At 49.2% G+C, this 19,337-nt stretch carries 28 protein-coding genes; 27 read left to right on the forward strand and 1 reads right to left on the reverse strand.

The genetic code is table 11. The features are described 5' to 3' along the window. The first annotated feature begins 1 nt into the window (after position 1). From N7268_RS14200 to N7268_RS14325, 27 genes are all read left to right on the forward strand, one after another. Positions 2-892: a hypothetical protein gene (locus tag N7268_RS14200; protein ID WP_260863376.1), complete on the forward strand. Its 891-nt coding sequence runs from the start codon at positions 2-4 to the stop codon at positions 890-892. Next, positions 893-1,756: a hypothetical protein gene (locus tag N7268_RS14205; RefSeq protein WP_260863377.1), complete on the forward strand. Its 864-nt coding sequence runs from the start codon at positions 893-895 to the stop codon at positions 1,754-1,756. Next, entirely contained in the window at positions 1,756-2,214 is a 459-nt protein-coding gene (locus N7268_RS14210) for a hypothetical protein (protein ID WP_260863378.1), read from the forward strand. The genes N7268_RS14205 and N7268_RS14210 overlap by 1 nt, the downstream gene beginning before the upstream one ends. Positions 2,215-2,279: 65 nt before the next feature. Continuing rightward, on the forward strand, positions 2,280-2,789 hold the full coding sequence (locus tag N7268_RS14215) for a hypothetical protein (protein WP_260863379.1): 510 nt from the start codon (positions 2,280-2,282) through the stop codon (positions 2,787-2,789). Then, positions 2,789-4,198: a hypothetical protein gene (locus N7268_RS14220; RefSeq protein WP_260863380.1), complete on the forward strand. Its 1,410-nt coding sequence runs from the start codon at positions 2,789-2,791 to the stop codon at positions 4,196-4,198. The genes N7268_RS14215 and N7268_RS14220 overlap by 1 nt, the downstream gene beginning before the upstream one ends. Further along, entirely contained in the window at positions 4,198-5,931 is a 1,734-nt protein-coding gene (locus tag N7268_RS14225; RefSeq protein ID WP_260863381.1) for a hypothetical protein, read from the forward strand. The genes N7268_RS14220 and N7268_RS14225 overlap by 1 nt, the downstream gene beginning before the upstream one ends. An 86-nt stretch (positions 5,932-6,017) precedes the next feature. Next, on the forward strand, positions 6,018-6,971 hold the full coding sequence (locus N7268_RS14230; protein ID WP_260863382.1) for a DUF5309 domain-containing protein: 954 nt from the start codon (positions 6,018-6,020) through the stop codon (positions 6,969-6,971). Positions 6,972-7,345: 374 nt separating this feature from the next. Continuing rightward, complete coding sequence (locus N7268_RS14235; protein ID WP_260863383.1) at positions 7,346-7,534, forward strand: hypothetical protein; 189 nt, start codon at positions 7,346-7,348, stop codon at positions 7,532-7,534. A gap of 11 nt (positions 7,535-7,545) precedes the next feature. Beyond that, positions 7,546-7,749, forward strand: coding sequence for a crAss001_48 related protein (locus tag N7268_RS14240; protein WP_260863384.1), 204 nt, complete (start codon positions 7,546-7,548; stop codon positions 7,747-7,749). A gap of 52 nt (positions 7,750-7,801) precedes the next feature. Then, a complete protein-coding gene (locus N7268_RS14245) occupies positions 7,802-8,410 on the forward strand; it encodes a hypothetical protein (protein ID WP_260863385.1) in 609 nt (202 codons plus the stop codon). Continuing rightward, the gene (locus tag N7268_RS14250) at positions 8,397-8,645 is read left to right on the forward strand and encodes a hypothetical protein (protein WP_260863386.1); all 249 of its coding nucleotides are present in this window, start codon (positions 8,397-8,399) and stop codon (positions 8,643-8,645) included. Before N7268_RS14245 ends, N7268_RS14250 begins: the two co-directional genes overlap by 14 nt. After that, entirely contained in the window at positions 8,645-9,451 is an 807-nt protein-coding gene (locus N7268_RS14255; protein WP_260863387.1) for a phage baseplate protein, read from the forward strand. The genes N7268_RS14250 and N7268_RS14255 overlap by 1 nt, the downstream gene beginning before the upstream one ends. Then, positions 9,448-11,178, forward strand: a complete 1,731-nt coding sequence (locus N7268_RS14260; protein WP_260863388.1) for a hypothetical protein — start codon at positions 9,448-9,450, stop codon at positions 11,176-11,178. The genes N7268_RS14255 and N7268_RS14260 overlap by 4 nt, the downstream gene beginning before the upstream one ends. After that, complete coding sequence (locus tag N7268_RS14265) at positions 11,175-12,152, forward strand: hypothetical protein (protein WP_260863389.1); 978 nt, start codon at positions 11,175-11,177, stop codon at positions 12,150-12,152. Before N7268_RS14260 ends, N7268_RS14265 begins: the two co-directional genes overlap by 4 nt. 21 nt (positions 12,153-12,173) lie before the next feature. Further along, positions 12,174-12,323 carry a hypothetical protein gene (locus N7268_RS14270; protein ID WP_260863390.1) on the forward strand — a complete coding sequence of 50 codons (150 nt, stop codon included), beginning with the start codon at positions 12,174-12,176 and terminating at the stop codon, positions 12,321-12,323. Between the two features lie 336 nt (positions 12,324-12,659). Next, positions 12,660-13,031, forward strand: coding sequence for a colanic acid biosynthesis acetyltransferase wcaB (locus N7268_RS14275; RefSeq protein ID WP_260863391.1), 372 nt, complete (start codon positions 12,660-12,662; stop codon positions 13,029-13,031). A gap of 171 nt (positions 13,032-13,202) precedes the next feature. Continuing rightward, a complete protein-coding gene (locus N7268_RS14280) occupies positions 13,203-13,835 on the forward strand; it encodes a recombinase family protein (RefSeq protein ID WP_260863392.1) in 633 nt (210 codons plus the stop codon). 78 nt (positions 13,836-13,913) lie between these two features. Then, entirely contained in the window at positions 13,914-14,090 is a 177-nt protein-coding gene (locus tag N7268_RS14285; RefSeq protein ID WP_260863393.1) for a hypothetical protein, read from the forward strand. A gap of 79 nt (positions 14,091-14,169) precedes the next feature. Beyond that, positions 14,170-14,394, forward strand: coding sequence for a hypothetical protein (locus N7268_RS14290; protein ID WP_260863394.1), 225 nt, complete (start codon positions 14,170-14,172; stop codon positions 14,392-14,394). Further along, positions 14,391-14,585: a hypothetical protein gene (locus N7268_RS14295; protein ID WP_260863395.1), complete on the forward strand. Its 195-nt coding sequence runs from the start codon at positions 14,391-14,393 to the stop codon at positions 14,583-14,585. The genes N7268_RS14290 and N7268_RS14295 overlap by 4 nt, the downstream gene beginning before the upstream one ends. Beyond that, positions 14,566-14,874: a Ref family recombination enhancement nuclease gene (locus tag N7268_RS25210; protein ID WP_409929190.1), complete on the forward strand. Its 309-nt coding sequence runs from the start codon at positions 14,566-14,568 to the stop codon at positions 14,872-14,874. The genes N7268_RS14295 and N7268_RS25210 overlap by 20 nt, the downstream gene beginning before the upstream one ends. Before the next feature lie 224 nt (positions 14,875-15,098). Further along, complete coding sequence (locus N7268_RS14300) at positions 15,099-15,551, forward strand: hypothetical protein (protein ID WP_260863396.1); 453 nt, start codon at positions 15,099-15,101, stop codon at positions 15,549-15,551. Beyond that, positions 15,502-15,924, forward strand: a complete 423-nt coding sequence (locus N7268_RS14305) for a hypothetical protein (RefSeq protein ID WP_260863397.1) — start codon at positions 15,502-15,504, stop codon at positions 15,922-15,924. The genes N7268_RS14300 and N7268_RS14305 overlap by 50 nt, the downstream gene beginning before the upstream one ends. 520 nt (positions 15,925-16,444) lie before the next feature. After that, positions 16,445-16,744, forward strand: coding sequence for a hypothetical protein (locus tag N7268_RS14310; protein ID WP_260863398.1), 300 nt, complete (start codon positions 16,445-16,447; stop codon positions 16,742-16,744). 31 nt (positions 16,745-16,775) lie between these two features. Next, a complete protein-coding gene (locus N7268_RS14315; protein WP_260863399.1) occupies positions 16,776-17,036 on the forward strand; it encodes a hypothetical protein in 261 nt (86 codons plus the stop codon). Beyond that, on the forward strand, positions 17,037-17,420 hold the full coding sequence (locus N7268_RS14320; RefSeq protein WP_260863400.1) for a hypothetical protein: 384 nt from the start codon (positions 17,037-17,039) through the stop codon (positions 17,418-17,420). Beyond that, positions 17,420-17,677: a pyocin activator PrtN family protein gene (locus N7268_RS14325; RefSeq protein ID WP_260863401.1), complete on the forward strand. Its 258-nt coding sequence runs from the start codon at positions 17,420-17,422 to the stop codon at positions 17,675-17,677. Before N7268_RS14320 ends, N7268_RS14325 begins: the two co-directional genes overlap by 1 nt. A 183-nt stretch (positions 17,678-17,860) precedes the next feature. On the opposite strand, the gene yegD is transcribed toward N7268_RS14325, so the two are convergent. Continuing rightward, complete coding sequence (gene yegD / locus N7268_RS14330) at positions 17,861-19,213, reverse strand: molecular chaperone (RefSeq protein ID WP_260863402.1); 1,353 nt, start codon at positions 19,211-19,213, stop codon at positions 17,861-17,863. Between the last annotated feature and the right edge of the window lie 124 nt (positions 19,214-19,337).

Here is a 19,337-nt window from a genome sequence, read left to right on the forward strand (position 1 = left end):
AATGGAAAATGAAAACATCAACACCGAAAACAAAGCGCCTTCCGTGGGAAGAAACGGACGGGCAGGTCTTGCGGCGTTACTTCTCAAGTCTCAACAAAGGCCAGCAGAGAAGGAAGGCGAGCCAGGCAATACAACGAGAGCAGGAGAATCACCTGGAGAGTCAGCGGAAATCTCTATCGGTATCACCGACGATAGCACCACAACTCCGGGAAGCGTTAAACCAGGCGAAGAAATTGACGACGTAGAGTTTTACGAGTTTTCAGGCACCAAATACACACCGGAGCAGGTTGAAAGCGCACTCCGAGAACTGGAGACAAACCAGCGATACAACCAATCAGTGGCGCCGCTGGCTGACTCTGTGAACGAGCATGGTGAAAAGTTTGAACGCGCAATGCTGCTGGCATCAACTGAGTGTGACAAGGAGATTGAGCAACTGGAGGCGCGTCTTGCTTCGGGGAAGCTGACGTCACAGCAGTATCAGGCGGCACATATTCAGCTACGCGACGCGAGAGGGAGAAAGCGAGAGCTGGAAGATATTGCCAACGCAGAGAAAGCCCTTCGTGATAACGCCATTAACCAGACGCGCAAACATAACGCCAAGCAAACCGTCATGGCTCTGACAAAGGCGGGATGGAAGCGTGAGCACATCATCGCCGTGGATGCTCTGGCTAAAAAGGTAATGCCGGAAACGGCATACGCTGACGCAATTAGCCCGGCATTCATGGAAATCATGCGTGACGCCCTGATTTATCGCGCAGGCCGTGAAGAGGCAGCTAAAAAACTCCAGAAGAAAACAACAACCGCGCTAAAAACGCCGCGCACTCAGCAGGTAGCGCATCAGAAACAGCAGCCTAAAAAGACATTGGGTCAATTGGTGGGGTTAAGAAAATAAATGGGACTGATCACGGGAAAGGGTAGCAGCACCTCAACATCAACAAGCCACACAACATCATGGCTTGCGGATGCGCTTGAGCCGATGGTGACGGATTTTATTAACAGCTACAGCGGAATTAATTACGAAAACAGCATTGTTTCCGGCCTGACTCCGGCAGAGCAGGAGGCGCTGGAGCGAGCTGGAAGCGGAAAAGCCATTGATGCAGGTACATCTATCGCCAAAGGGGGCGCAAGCCTCGTGGAAGAGGCGTTAAGCGGTATTGAGGGGCTATTGCACGGCAATGGCAAAACGCAATTCATGAGCGGAGTTACCGGGCTATACAACGGCGCAAGTGATTTTATGGCAGGCCAAGATAGCGCTATTGAACAAAGCGTCTATAGCGAGATGGGGCAGCAGTTCGGGCAATCTGCTCAGTCCAACATGGCATCAACCTCGGTTAGTGGCTCCAGTGCCGAGCAGAACGCGACAAACAGCATTCTCGCCTCCGGCGCTAACAGCATGGTTCAGCAGGAAAGCAACCTTGCTGCAAAAATCCTCTCCGGCTCCATTGGCCTGACAACTGGCGCGATGAAAGGTGGGGTTGGTCTTCTGGATCAGCTTATGAGTGCTGGTGGTTCCATCTTCCAGACGGGCGCAAAAATGGCATCGAGCGGAGAGAAGAACCAGTTTAACGCCGGGATATTTGAACAATGGTTCAATCAGCAGACCGCCAACAACAACCGTAAAAATGACATGATTAACAACAACATGGATTTGATTGATTTCTCTGTGTTGATGCAAGAAATCTTGCCAACGGCGGGTATTGATACAACAACCGACACGACGTCGAAAACGAATGGATCAGGGGGTGGGTTGTGGTAATGGCGTCAATTGGCGAGATGCTTTCAACGGCAGCAACCAGCGCCGTTGGGGCTGCTGAGGGTGGCATGGATGCCGCCATGGAGTTTATGGGCATGGGAGACACGGCGGCAGAGGCTAAGCAGGTTGTTGGGGGAGCCGCCAAGGTATCCACGGCTGATCCGGGATTATCTGTGGGGCTAAGTGCTGATGACATTGCAGGCATTGATTCTGCGGCGGCCGGAGTGGGATCGTCTGCGTGGGGGTTGTCTGATTGGGCTGGGGAAGCTCTAAAGCCAGTGATGGCAACAATCATGCAGTCAGCGATGCGGCCTCATGTTCAGCAGAGAGCCCCAATGGGTAGCTCTGGTCATGGTGTGCAGGCGAGCGCGAGCTCAAACGGGGCTGTAATAAACGAGATTGAGGGTATGGCAGGTGGCGACCCGCTGCAGGGGCTGACCGGATTTAAAAACCTGCTGTAACAGAGCAATCATCTATAAAACTGCGTTGGCCGGCTGGCCTGCGCAGAATAAAAAACTGGATAACCATGAATATTAACCAGCAGTTTGATCAGTTATTTGAACAGTACAACGCGCGAGCAAGCGAGATTCTGGCGTCGCATAACACAAGCGGAACCACGGCAGAGAATGATCCAATTAAATATCAGTGGGCGAAACAGGAGGGGTATCAGCAGGAGTACGACCCGAACTCCAATGAAATCATGTGGACGAAAGCACCGGAGGCAAATTACAGCGTACCAGACCTCATGAAGTTTCGCGGATCTATGTCACCTGAAACGATGGCAGAAAACTACCCCATGTTTGGGCTTAAAACAGACAGGATTGACGGGCTGTTACAGGAAATATACCAAGAGGTTTTAGACGGAAAAATAACGCAACAGCGCGGGGAAGAGTTGATTTATCAGCTCATGTCAGACACCTACAAGGACGCAAAAAAACAAGGCAGGCCAAAAGGCGCTGGGGTTAGGTCGTCCAGTGTTCAGCAAACCGCAAGCAAAGCAATGAAGGGACAGAAAATAGTGGAGAGTGACAAATAATGACAGCCACAACCGACCTGAAGCAGCAGCGCAAAAGTGAAAACCTACAAACCAACATTACCGCGACGCAGGGACAAAGCCTGACACCAAATCAGGGAAGCGTTGTACCAAGCGTGATCCAGACTCAGAGTCTGATAGAGCAGGCTAGGGCGGCATATAACGGCATTCCCAACATCAACCCACCGAGCGAGGAAGAGATTCAGCATCAGATGTGGATGACGTCAGGGATTATGGGGTTGGTTGCCGCACTGGTAACGGGCAATGCTGCTGGTGGTATTGCAGCAGGGATGACTGCGGCACTTGCGGTGCACGACCATGGTTATGATCTCCGACAGCGTGGCGAGTACATCATGGAGTTGCATAGCAAGGGATTTAGCACCCCGGCAATTCTGAACTGGTACAAAACGGGCGATAACAAGGAGCTGGACAAAGAAGGCGAGCAAATGCAACGCCTCGCTGATTCCGAGCTTAATCGACAGGAGCGCGAAGAGGATCGCGATCAAAGAGCGGATTTCCATAAAGACCAGATGGAACAGGGGCGTTTAGCGAGAGAGCAGTCGGCGGTTTTCCATAATGACCAAATGAGGCACGAGGGAGTAATGGAAGGTATTGCGCTACAAAATGCACAAAGCGCCAGAATTGCAGCTATTGCGAAAATGGGTGAGCGTGCAGGTGCACAAACGGCGGCAACGGTGGGAACGCCAACGCTACAAAATGCCTCGTTTGATCCAGGTAAGGTAGCAGTTCCAGCAGAACTCACCGACCCGCAGGAACGGGCGGCATACATTGCCGCGGCGGGGCAGGCTTTTCACGGCGCAATGTTGAAAGGTGCGATACAGCAGATAGCCGCTGCTAAAAACCTTAGAACAAGCGAAAGTCAGCAAACGGGCATGTATGACAAGATATTAGAGGCGGCGCAGAAAGTGTCTCACACCCCCGATAACAAAGCGGGTGATGAGCAGTTGCTTATGCAATTCCAGGTAGGTGAATCGCCTAATGTGTCACCGCGAACTACGCAGATTGAGCCGCTTATGAAGTCGCTTAGTACGGGGCGCATTGATGCGGCTGAAAACTGGATTAATAGACATACAGGGGGAGGGTTGACGGATTCAGAGCGAGAACAGGCAAGGGATTTAACAAGACAGAATGCGACAGCTCAGGCCGAAAGCCATATGCAGCATGTTAGGAACGTTGTCACAACGGGGGGATTTGATTTGAGTAACCCAGAGATTATGGGATCGCTGGTGGCTGCATTTCATGTTTCACCGGAAACAATAAAAGGGCTTGCGGATGGATCGCTGACCCCAGAGACTGCCGCAAAACAGGCGGTTGACAAGGTTTCACCAGTAACTGTGGGGTTTGGTGATATCAAAAGTGGCGGAAACAAAAAACAAGAGGGTAGCTGGTAATGACCCGGAATGTGATCTTGCCAAATGGCTTTAAAATGACAAATGTGCCGGATGATGCCAGTCAGGAGGAAATTGCAAAGCATGCAGTGGAAAAGGGGTACGCCACACCAACGGATTTCGCGAATTATCCTGAAATCTATAAGGCGGTAGGTGGCAAGGGCGATGCGACGCAAGCGAAGATGGCAGCAAGCATCAACGATTACGCGCATAGTGTACCAGTTGAATTGCAGCATGACGTTCGTGACGTGGCGGCGGGGTTTGTTGTACCGGGCGCACGAGGGTTGTCATGGGCGGCACGTGTGGGGGTTGACTCGGCGCTTAATGCAGCTACGGCAGGGGTGCAATCCGAGGCTGAAAACATCGTTGATGGAAAAAATAATGATGTAGCTACAAACATGGCGACGGCAGCGGTTTTGCCTGGAGTTATCCATGCGGTAGGAAAGTTAGCCGCACCTGTATTAGAGCGATTTACACCGTCTGCAGTTCAATACCTAAAGGGGCGTTTGGGACATGTAGAGGAGCCAGAGGATATTGCAAACGCTGAAAAGTATGTTGATGAATCCCCGGTAACGGAGGTTAGCAGAGAGCAAGAGGCAGAAAAGGCGATAAAGGCGGAACAGAGTCAAACGGATCGTGTTGACGCGCTAACAGCTCAACAGGTGCAATGGTTGGATGAATATAACCAAAAAATAGCACATAGGCTGGTGGGCGTAGAGGCTGAGAGCTATGCGCTTAACGGGCTGAAAGAAACCGATACAGCAGAAAAGGGGATGACAGCTAAGCAGGCATTGCAGCAGTTCAGGGAGTTTACAGAAGACTACGAAAACCCACACCTGCCTTTTCCCGGGGATGAGCGACCTGAGCTATCTGGCTACGGTCAATTTGAACAAGTCATGAGATCAAACCATGACCCGCTTAACGAGATGATCACCAAAATGGATTCAGGTGAAGAGGTGTCGGCACAGCAGTTTTACAACGCCCTTGCATCGTATATCCATGGCACAAAATTTGATTTAGAGCGATTTCTTGAAACGTCACCACACGTCAATATCAAGCGACTACTTGAGGCGGTAAAAGATGCGCCAGACACCTTGCAATGGCTTGATGCTAAAGGGATATTAAACCCTGAAATGAGGCAGTATGTTTCAGCAAAGCAGGCGGCAGCACATCGAGCCGGGGTGTCTGATGCCTACACCGCAGCAATGGAAAGGCTGGATAAAGAATTGTCTAAAGAGAGAGCGCTTACATCAGCAGAATATCAGGAAGCTCGAGCGGCAGGCGAGCGTAATGTACAGACAGCTTTAGACCATAAAATCAAACTGTTAGACAAGATGCAAAAAAACGTTCAGTCGGTTATGAATGACGCTAAAGGCATTAAAGCCAATGGAGTTAAATGGTCTGATATGCCAGAAGATGAGCGGGCTATTTATTGGGCTATGACACACACGCATGACGCCGCTAAGCGGGGCGCAAAGGCCATGCGTCTTTATGAACAGTTAGAGGCTATTCGCGCGTCATTGCCGGGGGTGAGGGCTGAGACAATGACTGATAAGGCGCTGGATAATACGGCAGCACAGGTGGGAGCTGGATTTATGCTTGGTGGTCCGGTTGGGGCTATTGCTGCTCCAATTGGCAGGGCTGCAGCGCAAAAAGTGACGCGCTCAGTGGTGCGTCGCGTGGTTGGGAGGGCGCAAAGAGCAGAAATAGAGGCAGCAGCAAAGAAAATAAATTGACAACCAATAAAAACCAATGATCTAATCACGTCGATTTATATCTAAACCACACCCCGGCCATGGAGCCACAAGGAGGCCTATATGACATGGCATTCCTATTTTCATACGAGCATGAAGGCGTAAAAGACGAGTTCGCTGAAACTGTCGCCAACATTGCCCCTCGTGATTTTATTTTCCAATCAATGATTGGGATGAAAAAAATCGACAACCGTCTACATAAATGGCAAATCGATTTTGATGAGCCAGCATCAGAGAACGCCTACAAAGAAGGCATGAAATGGTCAGAGGTTGACGGATCGGAAACCCCGACTATTGTGCTTGAAAACCATTGTCAGAAGATGGCTGTTGCCGTCGAAATGACGTCTGAATCAATGCTCCAAGCATATTGGGCATCAGGTGACGTATATGACCGTGAAACAGAAAAAAAACTACGCAAGCTGAAGCGCGATCGCGAAGTGGCATTTTTGACGAATGGGAAATACGTTCAGGCAGATGATAAAAACAATATCCCAGGGAAAACGGGCGGCTTTAAATCAATGGTGTCCTCTGAAGATGGCGGAACCACTGTGATTGCTGACCCGCTGTCTGGGCAAAAAACCTACTTTACCTCCACCTCAACCACTCCAACAGAAGATGACATCATTACAGCTCTTGGCGCTCTTTGGGTAACAGGCGCACACCCTGAAGTGATCATGGTCAACAACACCATGGCTACAACTATTTCCGCAATGCAGGAAGAAGGTGGCGCTCGCCTGAAGGTGTTCGACGGTGAAGACGACAAAGGGATTAACTTTGAAGTAAACACCATCACCGATCCACTAGGCCAAACGGTAAAGGTTATCTACAACCGATATATGCCGTCCAATACGGTTTACATCTTCAACTCTCAGGACTGGCAGCGAGCTGTATTCCGCGCGCCGGATACAAAAGAAACCCCAGAAGATGGCGACTACAAAAAAATCGTAGTTGTTTCAGATGAGTCGTTGGAGCACAGAAACCCGTGGTGTTCTGCGGTTATTGAGGGAAAGCCAACAGCGTAGTTAATTCGGTCTCTGTGACTCCCGCGCAAGCAAGCTGGACGGCGGGAATGAGCCTTTCTGGGTTCATGTTTACCGCCACATGCAACGAGCCTGACGACGGGAGTTATAACTACGCTTGGGCGTGGCAGGCATCGCCAGGAGCCACGATTGACCCGACATCACAGGGAACAAATCACTGCAAATTTAGCAGCACAGCATCAATGACGGCGGGTAGCTACTTTCTTACCTGCGTTGTAACGGATAAGAGCGGCAACGTAGTACAGAACGCAAATCAGTCGTGCAAAGTGACCGTAACGGCTTAGGGGAATAAATGAAGGGTGGGATCACAATTATTGAATTAGCTGCTATCTGCTACGCAGGTGTTGCGGCACTTCGTGAGGCAACAGGGGGGGGGTGATCAACCCGATTTTGTGGATCTGGAACCTGACGCGCAAGGGGTGGTTATCGACTACATCACCCAGGCGCTAACCGGGCGACCAATCCCGCAAACCCCGGAGGGCAACGTTGTGAGAAAAATCATGAATGTTGTCAGAGACGATAAGAAAACCCTCAAATACGCATAAGGAATTTAACAATGAAAGAATTACAGCCACATCAGCAGCGTGTTGTGTGTGAGTCAGAAGAACTGCAGGAAAAGATCACCAAGCTGGAAAATTTTGTATCTACCAATCCGGCATACCAAAAAATGCAGACAGATGATCGGGTTTTGCTGTCGGCACAGTTAGCGGCAATGACGGCGTATAACCGCATTCTGCAAGCTCGCATCATGAAATTCTGATTCAGATATTAACCACAAGGGCGGCGCTTGCCGCCTTTTTTACAGGTGAATTATGAGCACCACATACAACGACCTGGTATCAAACATTAAATCATGGTCAGGCCGTACCGACAGCCAGACCATCAACGCAATTCCGCAATTTATCGCCGCAGCTCAAACCAAGCTGGATGGCGAGCTGAAAATTAGCGCTATGAGTAAATCAGCAACCTATAACACCGACACCACCAGTGTTGATGTATCTGAGTTTATGACCATTGACAGCATTACCGTTGCTGGGTTGGTGGGAACCGCCACCACTTACGCGGATATCACTGCGCTGCGCGTGGCGCTGGCGAACCGTCCAGAGTTGGCGGGGTACGATTTTCACTACGCCACCAACGGCAACAGCATTGAGCTGGTAAGACCCGCACCGTTAACTATTACCGGCTATCAAAAACCCCCGCGCATTTCTCAAGGCGTTCAGACCAATGCCTACACCGACTCAGCAGAAAACGCGCTGCTCTGGTACAGCCTGGCGTATTGCGCGATGTTCTCACGCGATAGTGACGCCGCTAATTCATGGTCAGCAATGGCAGATAAAGAGGTTCAGGAGCTAAACGCTATCCGTGACCAATTCCAGAAAACCGGAACAGCAAAGGTAAAGCGCCGTGGATACTTCTAAGCAGAAAGCACACCCCATTCTGTACGCACTGGCGTTTATTGGGTTTTCTGGCGTATGCACTATCGGTGCGTTCTGTGCCCGTGTGGGAGGCGCACAGGAACAGCTAACGCAGGTTGTAGCTACTCAGGCCAAAGAGGGCGACACGCTGGCTACTCTGGTGAAGTTTGAAGCGGTTGATCAATACAAAATCGACACGTTGGAAAAGCACGTTGATCGCCTGGAGGATAAACGCTAATGCCTTTGGAAAATGCTACATACATAGACACCTTAGTGCCTGATTGGCCTACCGGACCATCAGACCCGGTAAACATTGGCGACGATAATCTAAGGATGATTAAAAAGGTGCTGCAAAACACCTTTCCCGGCACTAACGCCCCGATAACTGGAACGCCGGAGCAAATCAACAACATCACTCTTAACACGCCGTGGATTGATAACAGTGCCACGGCTGGAGCGCTGAGCAATTTCAATCTAACCGACCCGAAAAAAGCAGATGGAACACTGGCGGCGGTGGCGGTGGCTACACCAACAATCGCCCAGGCTAACGCGAATACCAATCTCGCAATGAGCATTGCCCTGTTTTTTCAGATTCAATACCCGGCGGGGGCTGAATTCCGCAGCTACACAGACAGTCGCAACCCGGCTGATATTTTGGGATTTGGTACATGGGAGGCGGTAACAGGCTTAATTGCTGGTGTGGGGGCTGCAACTGATAGTCAGGGTTACATACAAAACTACTCGGCAGGCTATCAGGCCGGATACTGGCGCGTACAAAATTCACAAATTGTAGCCAGTACGCTTAGTTTGACTATGGAGGCTTTGCCCCCGCACCAACACGATTATGACTTCATTCAAAACTCGGGATCGGGAATGCAGATCGACGCAACCTATGATGCGTTTCAGAAAATTGAGCAGCAAACATCTAGTGTGTCAGCGGGTACGCCAGTAGGTACTGTCACAATCGGTGCTGGAACGGCTACGGACAGCACAGCATTCTTCAACCCGTATTACGGGTGCTATATCTGGAAGCGCACCGCATGACAAAACCGACAGTACAGCAATTGGGTGCTGTCGGGCTAATGCTCGACGGCGACCCTACAATGTTGCCTGACCAGGCGTTTACTGATGTGCTTAACGTCCGGTTCAATGGGCGAGAAATTGAGAGTTACCAGGGGAACTATCACGAACCATATTACACAACCCCTGCTGGCGAGGGGGAGTGGGGGGTGTGGGCGCAGCAAGTCATATCGGTGATTTTTGATGGCTTTAGCAATGGAGCGCGTCTTGTTTTTATGCTCACCAAAACATCAAGCGGAGATGCTGTAGTGTGGTCTGTGGTATCTCAAAACATGAATACACCAGACCTGAAAGGTTATTACCCGGATGCGATGACCAATTGGCCTATAGATAATCAATGGGCTACATACAAAGGGCAGATAAATAACTGTGTGTTTTTTGGTATGTCAGAACAGGCACCATTGGGTAAGGCTTACGACTGGACGGGGTTTGATTCATTGCCGGGATGGGGGGAGCAAACGGGAGGCGATCAGGTTGTTGTTACTCGGCGATGGTCTTGCAAGAAAGTGATTCCATTCGATAACCGGCTATTAATGCTAAATACGGTTGAGGAGTCTGCGGGTGGTGTTGATGTGCCATTGCCCAACCGGGTTCGCTGGTCTGGATTTGCTCAGGAAAACGCATTTCCAATCAACTGGGATGATACGGCAGCAAACAGAACGCCAGAGGACTACGCCGCGGCTGTTATTGATGGATATGCGGGTTGGCAGGATATTGCCACGCAAAGCCAGATAATTGACGCTTGCGAGAATGGCGGAACTCTCTACGTGTACACCGAGCGCGAGACATTCAGCATGACACCGTCCGGTAACGACCAATCACCATTTATCACAAAAACAGTTTATTCAGATCTAGGATGTCTTGATCTCGGGTGCGTTGTTAACTGTCATGGTTACAACTATGTATTCACCGGATCAGATGTTGTGCGTCATGACGCCGTTAGCTGGAAATCAATTGCGGATGGTTATGTCCGTGATTTTATATCAGATGCTGCTAATAACTCTGGAATGGGCAAGGTGCGCATGGTTGGTTATCCAGAGCTATCAGAGATATGGGTGATGATTCCAGGTGACCAGCAGGAAGCTGGGGATTACGCAAAGTCTATCGCGCTAACCTACAACTACGTAAAAAATACATGGAGTAAAAAAACTCTACCTTACATCCTTGATGTGGAATTTGTACCTATTGCGCCTGATAGTTCGACATACCCGGTAATGTGGGACGACGACAACACTATGTGGGACGACGCTACTGAGGTGTGGGATTCCACTACGGCTAAAATCTCACAGGGTGTTTTGGTCGGTTCGTGTGCTGCTGGTGGTATTTATGTTTTGAATATCGGAAGTAGCGAATCACGCTGGGTATACAGCAATGGAGCATACGCTATGAAGGTGCAGCCATTGCAGGCGTATGTAGAGCGCCGGGGCTTAGACTTTAATACTGGTTATCGGAGCATGATTACCGAAACATACCTTAACGGCAGGGGAACCAATGATGTAACGCTTTACGTTGGCAGGGCTGATAATCCTGATGCGGGTTATACGTGGGATAACCAGACTATGAACCTAACAGGACAGCGCCGCGCAACATGGCGAGCGGAGGGGGAGAGCCACGGTTACCGCCTGGAGATTGCTGGACAGGGTTCCATTCCAGTGGGGATCACATTTAAGACAGTGAGCACCGGACAATGACACCAGAGCAAGCCAAAGCACTACAAAAACAGAACGCCCGTCTACGGTCAAAGCAAACCCCGCGCCGCAGTTCTCAGCAAGCGATATCAAGCGAAACACAAAGCGAAGTAACGGAACGCGCACCAAACCTGTACCGAGTACCACAAATCAACGTACCGGATGATCTGCAGGGAGTTGCCAGGCTGATTCAGAAGGAACTGCAAAAGATAGAGGCCAGCCAATCAATACTGCTTTCGCTTTGGGAGAAGGTCAAAAGCCAGACGGACGCTAAATCCACCATTCAGTTTTCGAAAGGGATAGATATATATACTCCGAACGCTGACCAGGCAATAAGGATGTTCAGGGATGACCAAACAGAATGGAACTATATGGAATGGCGTAAAAAGGATGATGGAACCCGCGATGCTTATATGGGGATCATGCCGGACAGTCGAGACATGCAGATCAGCACTGATTACTCAAACATAAACGTAAGCGCCACAAATGGTGAAGTAATTTATGATTACATGAAGCGCTTTTACACTGACGGGAAGGCAAACAACATTTCATGGTTCTATCCGGAAAACAGCACACAAGAGCCGATTACATGCCTAACTCGCGGAACAGTAATCAATGATCCAAGCCGGGACGACTACCTAACCGGGGATATGAACTACGCGCCAATGAATAGCGTGTATTTTGCATACCCATTGGGTAACACAACAAACGGCGGACCATTTTTAGGGGCAACGCTAGACATAGCATCGCTATCCAACGGATACCGGGCGCAAATGACATTTGGATATAGCAACAATGGAATATGCTACAGGACGCACAACGGAGACAGCGGAACATGGGCGCAGTGGGATATAGTAGCGACAGAGGCTTCACTGGAAGATATGAGGTTAAAGGTAAAAGCGGAGGTTTACGCAGAGTTGTTAGCGCTTAACCCTGGTATAGTGGTTCCGGTTGTTGAAAATACCCCGCAGGAGTAATCCGGTTCAAAGGAGGGACGCATGGAACAAGGAGCGGAGAGAGAAAACGCCGTGGCAGAGCTGATGGCTATGATGTTTGAATTACATCGTCTTCTAAAGGCTGGAGAAGTAAACCGGGCAATAATGCTGCTTGAATACGGAACGGAAGGAATCAAGCGCATGAGCAATTAGCACACATGATCACAAAACAACCTCATAACCCGCGCATGATGTGCGGGTTTTCTTTATGGGGGGTTGGGACGTATAGACAATTAGCACACATGATCACAAAATACCCGCCATAACCCGCGCATTATATAGGGGTTTTATTGGTAGAGGATAGGTAGTGTGAGTAGCGAGAAGCGTCGGCATTACGATGAAATGAAACAGCTGTTGAGCGAGGACATACTAAAAGGGAGGAAGGCATTTTCGTGGCGAAGGATTCTGCTTAGATGCTGGAGAGATCCCCCCAATAAATACATTGTGTGGTGGAGAATCGCCAGTTGTCTTTTCTTTCAAGGTGGAAGGGTGAGATCAAAGTGGGCAAGAAAAATTAATCGCATGCTTGTTTCAAAATACAACACTGAAATCATGCTCGGGGCTAAGATTGGCGGCGGGCTGCGCGTTTATCATTTTAATGGCGCTGTGATTAATGCTGGTGTGACGATTGGGAAAAATTTTCGAATAGGGCAAAACACAACGATAGGCGAAAAACACGGAATAGTAAGAATAAAAATAGGTGATAACGTAGAGATTGGAGCTAACAGTTGCATCGTCGCAGACGAACTAACCATCGGGGATAATGTAATTATTGGAGCGATGTCGTTTATTGATAAGGACATTCCATCAAACTGCACCGTGTACACTAAAAAGACGAACGTCATAAAGATGCGAAGCTAAAACGCAACTGCGAAAGATTCCCCCTACTCGGGGGATTTTTTGTTTTTGCACTAGTTAAAAATGGGTATGACCAAAATTAACTAATCGTTTCGTTGTTGGTTTAGTGCTGTTTTTGACTTAAAGTTAACTAGTTTAGGATTGGGACTTAAAATTAACTCGAAGGGTTAAAATATGGCAGCGGTTGTTTTTGGGTATCTTAGGGCATCAACTGACGACCAAGATGCAGAACGTGCAAAAGGTGATTTGGTGAAGTTCGCCAATGAGCATGAGTTACGCTCTCCGATTTGGCATGTGGAAAATGAATCCGGGGCAAAACTTGAAAGGCCGGAATTGTTCAGGATTTTGGAGGCGGCGCAAAAGGGTGACATTTTGCTCATTGAGCAAGTGGATCGGCTTTCGCGCTTGAATACCGATGATTGGTTAAAGCTAAGAAAGGCAATTAGCGAGAAAGGGATCAGGGTTGTTGCCCTCGACCTTCCTACTTCTCATATGCTGGTGGCTAGCGGAGATGAATTTACCGGGCGCATGCTGGACGCTATAAATAGCATGATGCTGGATATGCTGGCGGCAATAGCCAGAAAGGATTATGAGGACAGACGCCGCAGACAAAAACAGGGGATAGCAAAAGCGCAAGCTGAGGGTAAGTATAAGGGGCGCGGCGCGGATCTCGACAAACAGGCAGCTATCATAGCCCTGCTAAAGGCAGGCCGCAGCTATAGCCAGATTGAAAAGGCTATGGGCGTTAGCCGTCCAACGATAGCGAAAGCGGCAAAAGTTGCGAAAAGTGCTGAATTAAATCAATAACCAAAAAATGATTATATTTGGCTTGTAGGTATAACCAAAAAATGATTATTATAGTCATATCGAAACGGCGAAGGGTTTATGAAACTTACTGAATATATTGATAAATATTTTGATGGAAACAGAGCTGAGTTTGCTCGCGTGAATGATGTTTTGCCGCAGGCGATAACTAAGTGGATTAACGGCGATTACATCGTTGTTGATGGGGTTCTCTACAGCCCGCGCCGCGAACTAAAAGAGAAAGAACTTAAAAAATAAAAGTGAAGCTGGAGCGTTTTTATTAGCCCTCTTCGCGAGGGCTTTTTATTGCCCAAAATCAGCCAAAGGAGCAATGAACGTGAAAACCTTAATCCAGCAGTCAAATTACGTATGCGCATCAATCCTCCGCTCTCAGGCGGGTTCTTACTTCCGCACTCACAGCGGTGTTACCACTGAGCAACTCCAGCGCTTCCAGAATGCTGCAGCGCGTCTGCGTGGCAAAAACACCACTGGCGTATGGTTTGATCTGTGGCTTAACGCAGAGGGCGAGTTGGTGGCTCGTAGCTTTGAGGTGATGCGATGAAAACAGATCGTGAGTTCTGGTTTCGCATTGGTCAGCAGATGAATCAGGACAAACAAAAAAAACAGGCCAATGAGCGCGAACGCCAGCACATAGCAAAAGCCGGTGAATCAGCTCAAGTAATCAACCCTGAAATAGCACCACGCTTAAGAGCTGCGCTGGAGGCTGCTAAAAATGGCAAAGCATCAGACTAAAGCAGAGAAAGAACACGTTAATAAGGTGGCAGAGCTGGGGTGCGTGGCTTGTTATGTCCAGGAGGGAGTGTGGGGAACCCCGGGGGAGATTCACCACATCAGAGATGGGCAAGGAGTATCACAGCGTAGTGGATGGTATGAGGTGTTGTGTCTTTGTCTTGGTCATCATCGCCACGACGATAAGAGGGCTGGAAAAATAGCCATACATGGGAACTCGGGATACAAGAACTTTACAACTAACTACGGCTCAGAACGTGAGTTACTAAAACTCACAGTAAGTAACATCTGACAAAAAATTAAAGCAGGATTTCCTCAATAACAAAAGCTGGTACGCGCTATCTCATACGCACTTTAACAATAGAGGTGCGAATGGTATGAGCGGGGAAACATTTAATCACATTATAAAATCAATGGAGTCACATCGGCTCATTGCTTTGCGGGAATTCTGCATGCCGAGAAATAGAGATAACTCGGTAGTGATTAATGCAATCAACAATGAATTAAGGGAGCGAAATGAAAAAAATAATTAATGCGGTGAAAAGAGTAATCAATGCAAATCGCAGAATTGCGGAGTGTGAATCATGGGCTAAATATCTTGAGAGTGAGGTCGCTTATCTTAATAGAAAATCAGTTCAAGATAATATTTCTATAGCTGAACTGGTTCGTGAAAACGAGTTAATTTCAGGCGCTAACACTCGTTTAATTAAAGAGATTGCAGCCGTTAGGAATATAGCAAATCAAGTCCGGGATAGGCAGCTATCCACCGCTGCCACTCCGGCGGAGCATGAGTTTTTGAGAGTGTGTACGGCTATCTATGATAGCGGCAAGGTAATCAAAGGGCGTAGGTTCGCAGCCATGATGGGTGCGGCACTCAAAGAGCGACGGAGCGCGATTAAAGGTCGTTTTGGGGGTGGTAATGGCATTGGTGAGTTGTGGGAATGCAGGTCTGGCGCAAAGGGTAATTAGGCTTCTAAAAGAAAAGCCGTTGCTAAATAGTGAAATAGCAAACCTATTAAATATAGATGAGGGTAAATTATTCAAGGACTCAAAGACGTTTCTTAGGCGGGCTTGTTCATATGATATTGAGGCTGGACCAATATTTATAACTGACAGGGGGGCTAAGGATAGGTTGTACACGCTAAAGCGATACGAACCAAAAAAGGCACTGGCAACATCTAAGTTAAAAAACCACATAAGTTTCAGTCTTAATAAAAAACCGAATGGAAGTGATAGAAGACTATATTTAGCAGCCGCAAAAGAGCGGCGAGGGTTAATTAATTCAAATAATTACAGTGAAGAGGCTGAGAGAGCGCTGTGCGAAAAATATCACTTATTTTAATTTTTCTAATATCGGGTTGTAGCGTAGCTAAAAGCGAGTCGGGCAAGAACGAGGCTGTTGCTCTTGGGGAAGGGTGTTCAGTCAACGTCCAGGCCGACTCATATCAGGTTGCTTGCGCAAGCCATGACCCGGCAAAGGTAGTGAATGCATTAAAAACTATCAACACAAAGATTGAGGGGAATCGTAAATGAAAATTGTAGCCGGGTTATCGAAGGTGTCTCTGAAATCTCGTGCCATTGAAGTGGCCATCAGAAATGGAGCTGGTACTCGTTCTGTTGATTCATGGGTTGGCTGGTTCGAGGGGCAGTCATGTGATTACAGCGGGGGTAGCGATAAATCCCGCTGTGAAGGGTGTTTGGATAAATCCCACTGCGAAGGCGTTAAGGGGTGAGTTTCGTCACTGTGCGGGGATTAGGTTCCCCGCGCTACGGAAAAAAAGCCGTAGCACTCATTAACCAGCGTATAGCCAAGTTCGGCAGCATCCGCGCCTATTACGATCACATTAACCAAGTGAGTAAAAGTGAGCATCAAAAACCAAATTCACGCCCTGCTTATTAAGCATCGCCAACTGAACATGAAGCAAATCATCAGTGAAATAGGCTGCATTCGCGACTCAGCAAGACCCGCTCTTTGTCATCTCAAAGCGGAGGGGATCATAACCGTAACGCGCATCGGTAGCCGTGGTGAAAAGCTCTATCGACTGGAGAAAGCGGAACCGCTAAGCATCGCAGCCAAAACCACCATAGAGCTCTGCAAAGAGAACTGGCGGGGCTACCACATCCACAAAATTTTCGGCAGCACATCACGCGCCGCGGCTTAACGGAGGTCGCCCCATAAGGGGCGATAACAGAATGGCAAAGCTAACGATGTCCCGCTTTAGAGTTTTGCGCCGCATTATGGACGGCGAGCGTTTGGTAATGGGGATGCCGTCTGGTCGCGTGTATTGGGCTGTAGGTGGTGAAGGGTGTACTCGTGTTGCTAGGGGAATGATTAACGAGGGGTTATTACGGCATCCTCCGGCGTTCGCGTCATCTTACGAGGTGCAGTTGAGTGTATCCAGTAAGGGTTTAGCTGCATACAAAGAGGTTATTGCTAATGGGGATATTGATTAAATGACCAATAACAAACTAACAGACGAACTGCACTACGGCGACAACGTTTTGTGGTTCCTGAGTGAGCTAGCTTCATTTGAGCCAGATGACATTGATGATAATGACTTCGATGTTTACGGTGAACACGAGAGTGGTGCTGAGGGCACTGCATCAGTTGGTATTGTTGAGCTCGCGGCTGATGCCGTCAAGTTGATAGCTAAACTTCAGGCAGAGCTACAGGAGCGCCGCAGGGCTGATGGCCTCAAGCATCTGCCAGAGGTGTATGAGATTGACGGGGAGTTTACCCGGGATATCTGTGCACTGGCTAACGCAAGGGGGCGTAAAGTGCAGGGTTACGTAAAGGTGGAGGTTGCAAACCGGTTTTTCAAAGGTGATAAATCTTGATGAACAATACGCTGTTTTACTTGTTAGCTGAGTTCAACACGATCACCCCAACACTGGATGAGGTATCAAAAAAGTACCTTGGCATTGAACCCAGCACAGCAAACTACCGAGCCGGGATAGGCAAGTTACCGCTCCCAACTTTCAGAACGGTAGAGAGCCAGAAGGCTCCCCGTCTTGTTCATCTGGAAGATCTGGCAGAGATGGTAGACACCGCAAGAAGGGAAGGCCGCAAGCTATTTGAACAATTCAACGCATAACCCACAAACCCGCGCAATGCGGGTTTTTTGTTGCTTGTTCAGCACCCCTCAAGGCATCCCATTCAATATTAACTAATTGATTAATATAATTAATAATGGGAAAACCCTCCCTAACCCTCACTCCTGAAAATAAGCCACAGCAACGGTGATGTCAATACACGCACTTTTCAGCATGCGAGCCGCTTAGCGGAAAACCACTTCCGCCCAGCGAGCCAGTCCGGCGGTGACAGAACCAAAATCATCACCACCGGCAATCGGAATGCCCGGTAGCTGCTCAGCCAGCGCTTTTTTGATCAACGGTGAGCGTGCGCTGCCGCCAGTCAGATAGATAACATCCGGTTTTTCCTGGGCGTTATCCAGCGCCAGTTGCACCTGTTCCAGAATACGCGCCAGTGGTTGATTCAGCGCGGACTCCAGTCCCTGTTGACTGATAGCCGTTGCCAGCTCGTCGCTGATAAACGGCAAGGCTGCGGTGACGCTTGTCTGACCGGAAAGTGCGATTTTGCTCTCTTCCGCACTGCGCACCAGGCGGTAGCTCAGACGCTCGCGCCAGACTTTGAGCAGCAGGGCCACTTTGTCGGCTTCACGCGCGTCGCGGATCAAATCGTTTAATAAACGTCCGTTGGCCGTGCTGTAGAAATCACTTTGTGCGGGCACGTCGTTAATTGCGACTGCGTTCCACCAGGGCAGAATAGGCAAGGCGATGCCTTTTTCCGTTTCTCCTCCCATGCCGAGCAGCGGCATCAGGTGTTTAAACGCCAGCGCAATATCCAGATCGTTACCGCCCACGCGGCATCCGCTGTGCCCCAGCAGGCTGTTTTCGCGATCGGCTCGCTGGTGCCATTGCGGGCCCATCAGCAGCAATGAGCAGTCGGTAGTCCCGCCGCCGATATCCACGACCAGTACACGTTTTTCATCCTGCAGTGTCGCTTCGTAATCCAGCCCAGCCGCGACAGGCTCGTACTGAAAGACCACATCCTGAAAACCGGCACGTTTCGCCGCGCGTTCAAGAATGCCCTGAGCCTGGGCGTTGGCATCATCACCGCCTAAACCCTGGAAGTTAATCGGGCGGCCAATCACAGCCTGCGTAATCGCTTCGGGGAGCTGATGTTGCGCCTGGTTACGGATGTGCAGCATCATCGCGCAGACTAAATCCTCAAACAGGGCAACCTGCTGTGGTTTCAGGCCGCTGGCGCCCAAAAATGATTTGGGTGATTTAACGAAGTAGACCTCTTCGGGATCGTCGATATATTGCCCCAGTGATGCCAGACCAAACTGCACGCTATTGGCGTGAACATCGATATCTTCTTCGCGGTTGAAGCGCATCGCACGGCGCAGCAACGCTTGTGTCTCGTCATCGGTTGTGGGCACATCATGATGACGATATAACCACTCGCTTACCGCTTCACGCGTTGGGGCGCAAAGCATCGAAGGTAAAAGCGTGCTGTTATTTTCCATTTTGAGCAAATGTGGCTGCCCGTCGCGCATGACGGCCACTGAACAGTTTGCCGTACCATAGTCAAAACCAATAAACACAGTAAAAATCCCCATGCCAGTGAAGAAGGGGCGAGACTTTAGCGAAATGTCGCTGTTCCGACAACTGGAATATGAAAGCAAGGCGTATCGTTCGGATACCGTTTATGCTGTAGGTTTGCTGCGA

It is taken from the genome of Citrobacter sp. Marseille-Q6884 (assembly GCF_945906775.1).
Classification (GTDB): Bacteria; Pseudomonadota; Gammaproteobacteria; order Enterobacterales; family Enterobacteriaceae; genus Citrobacter.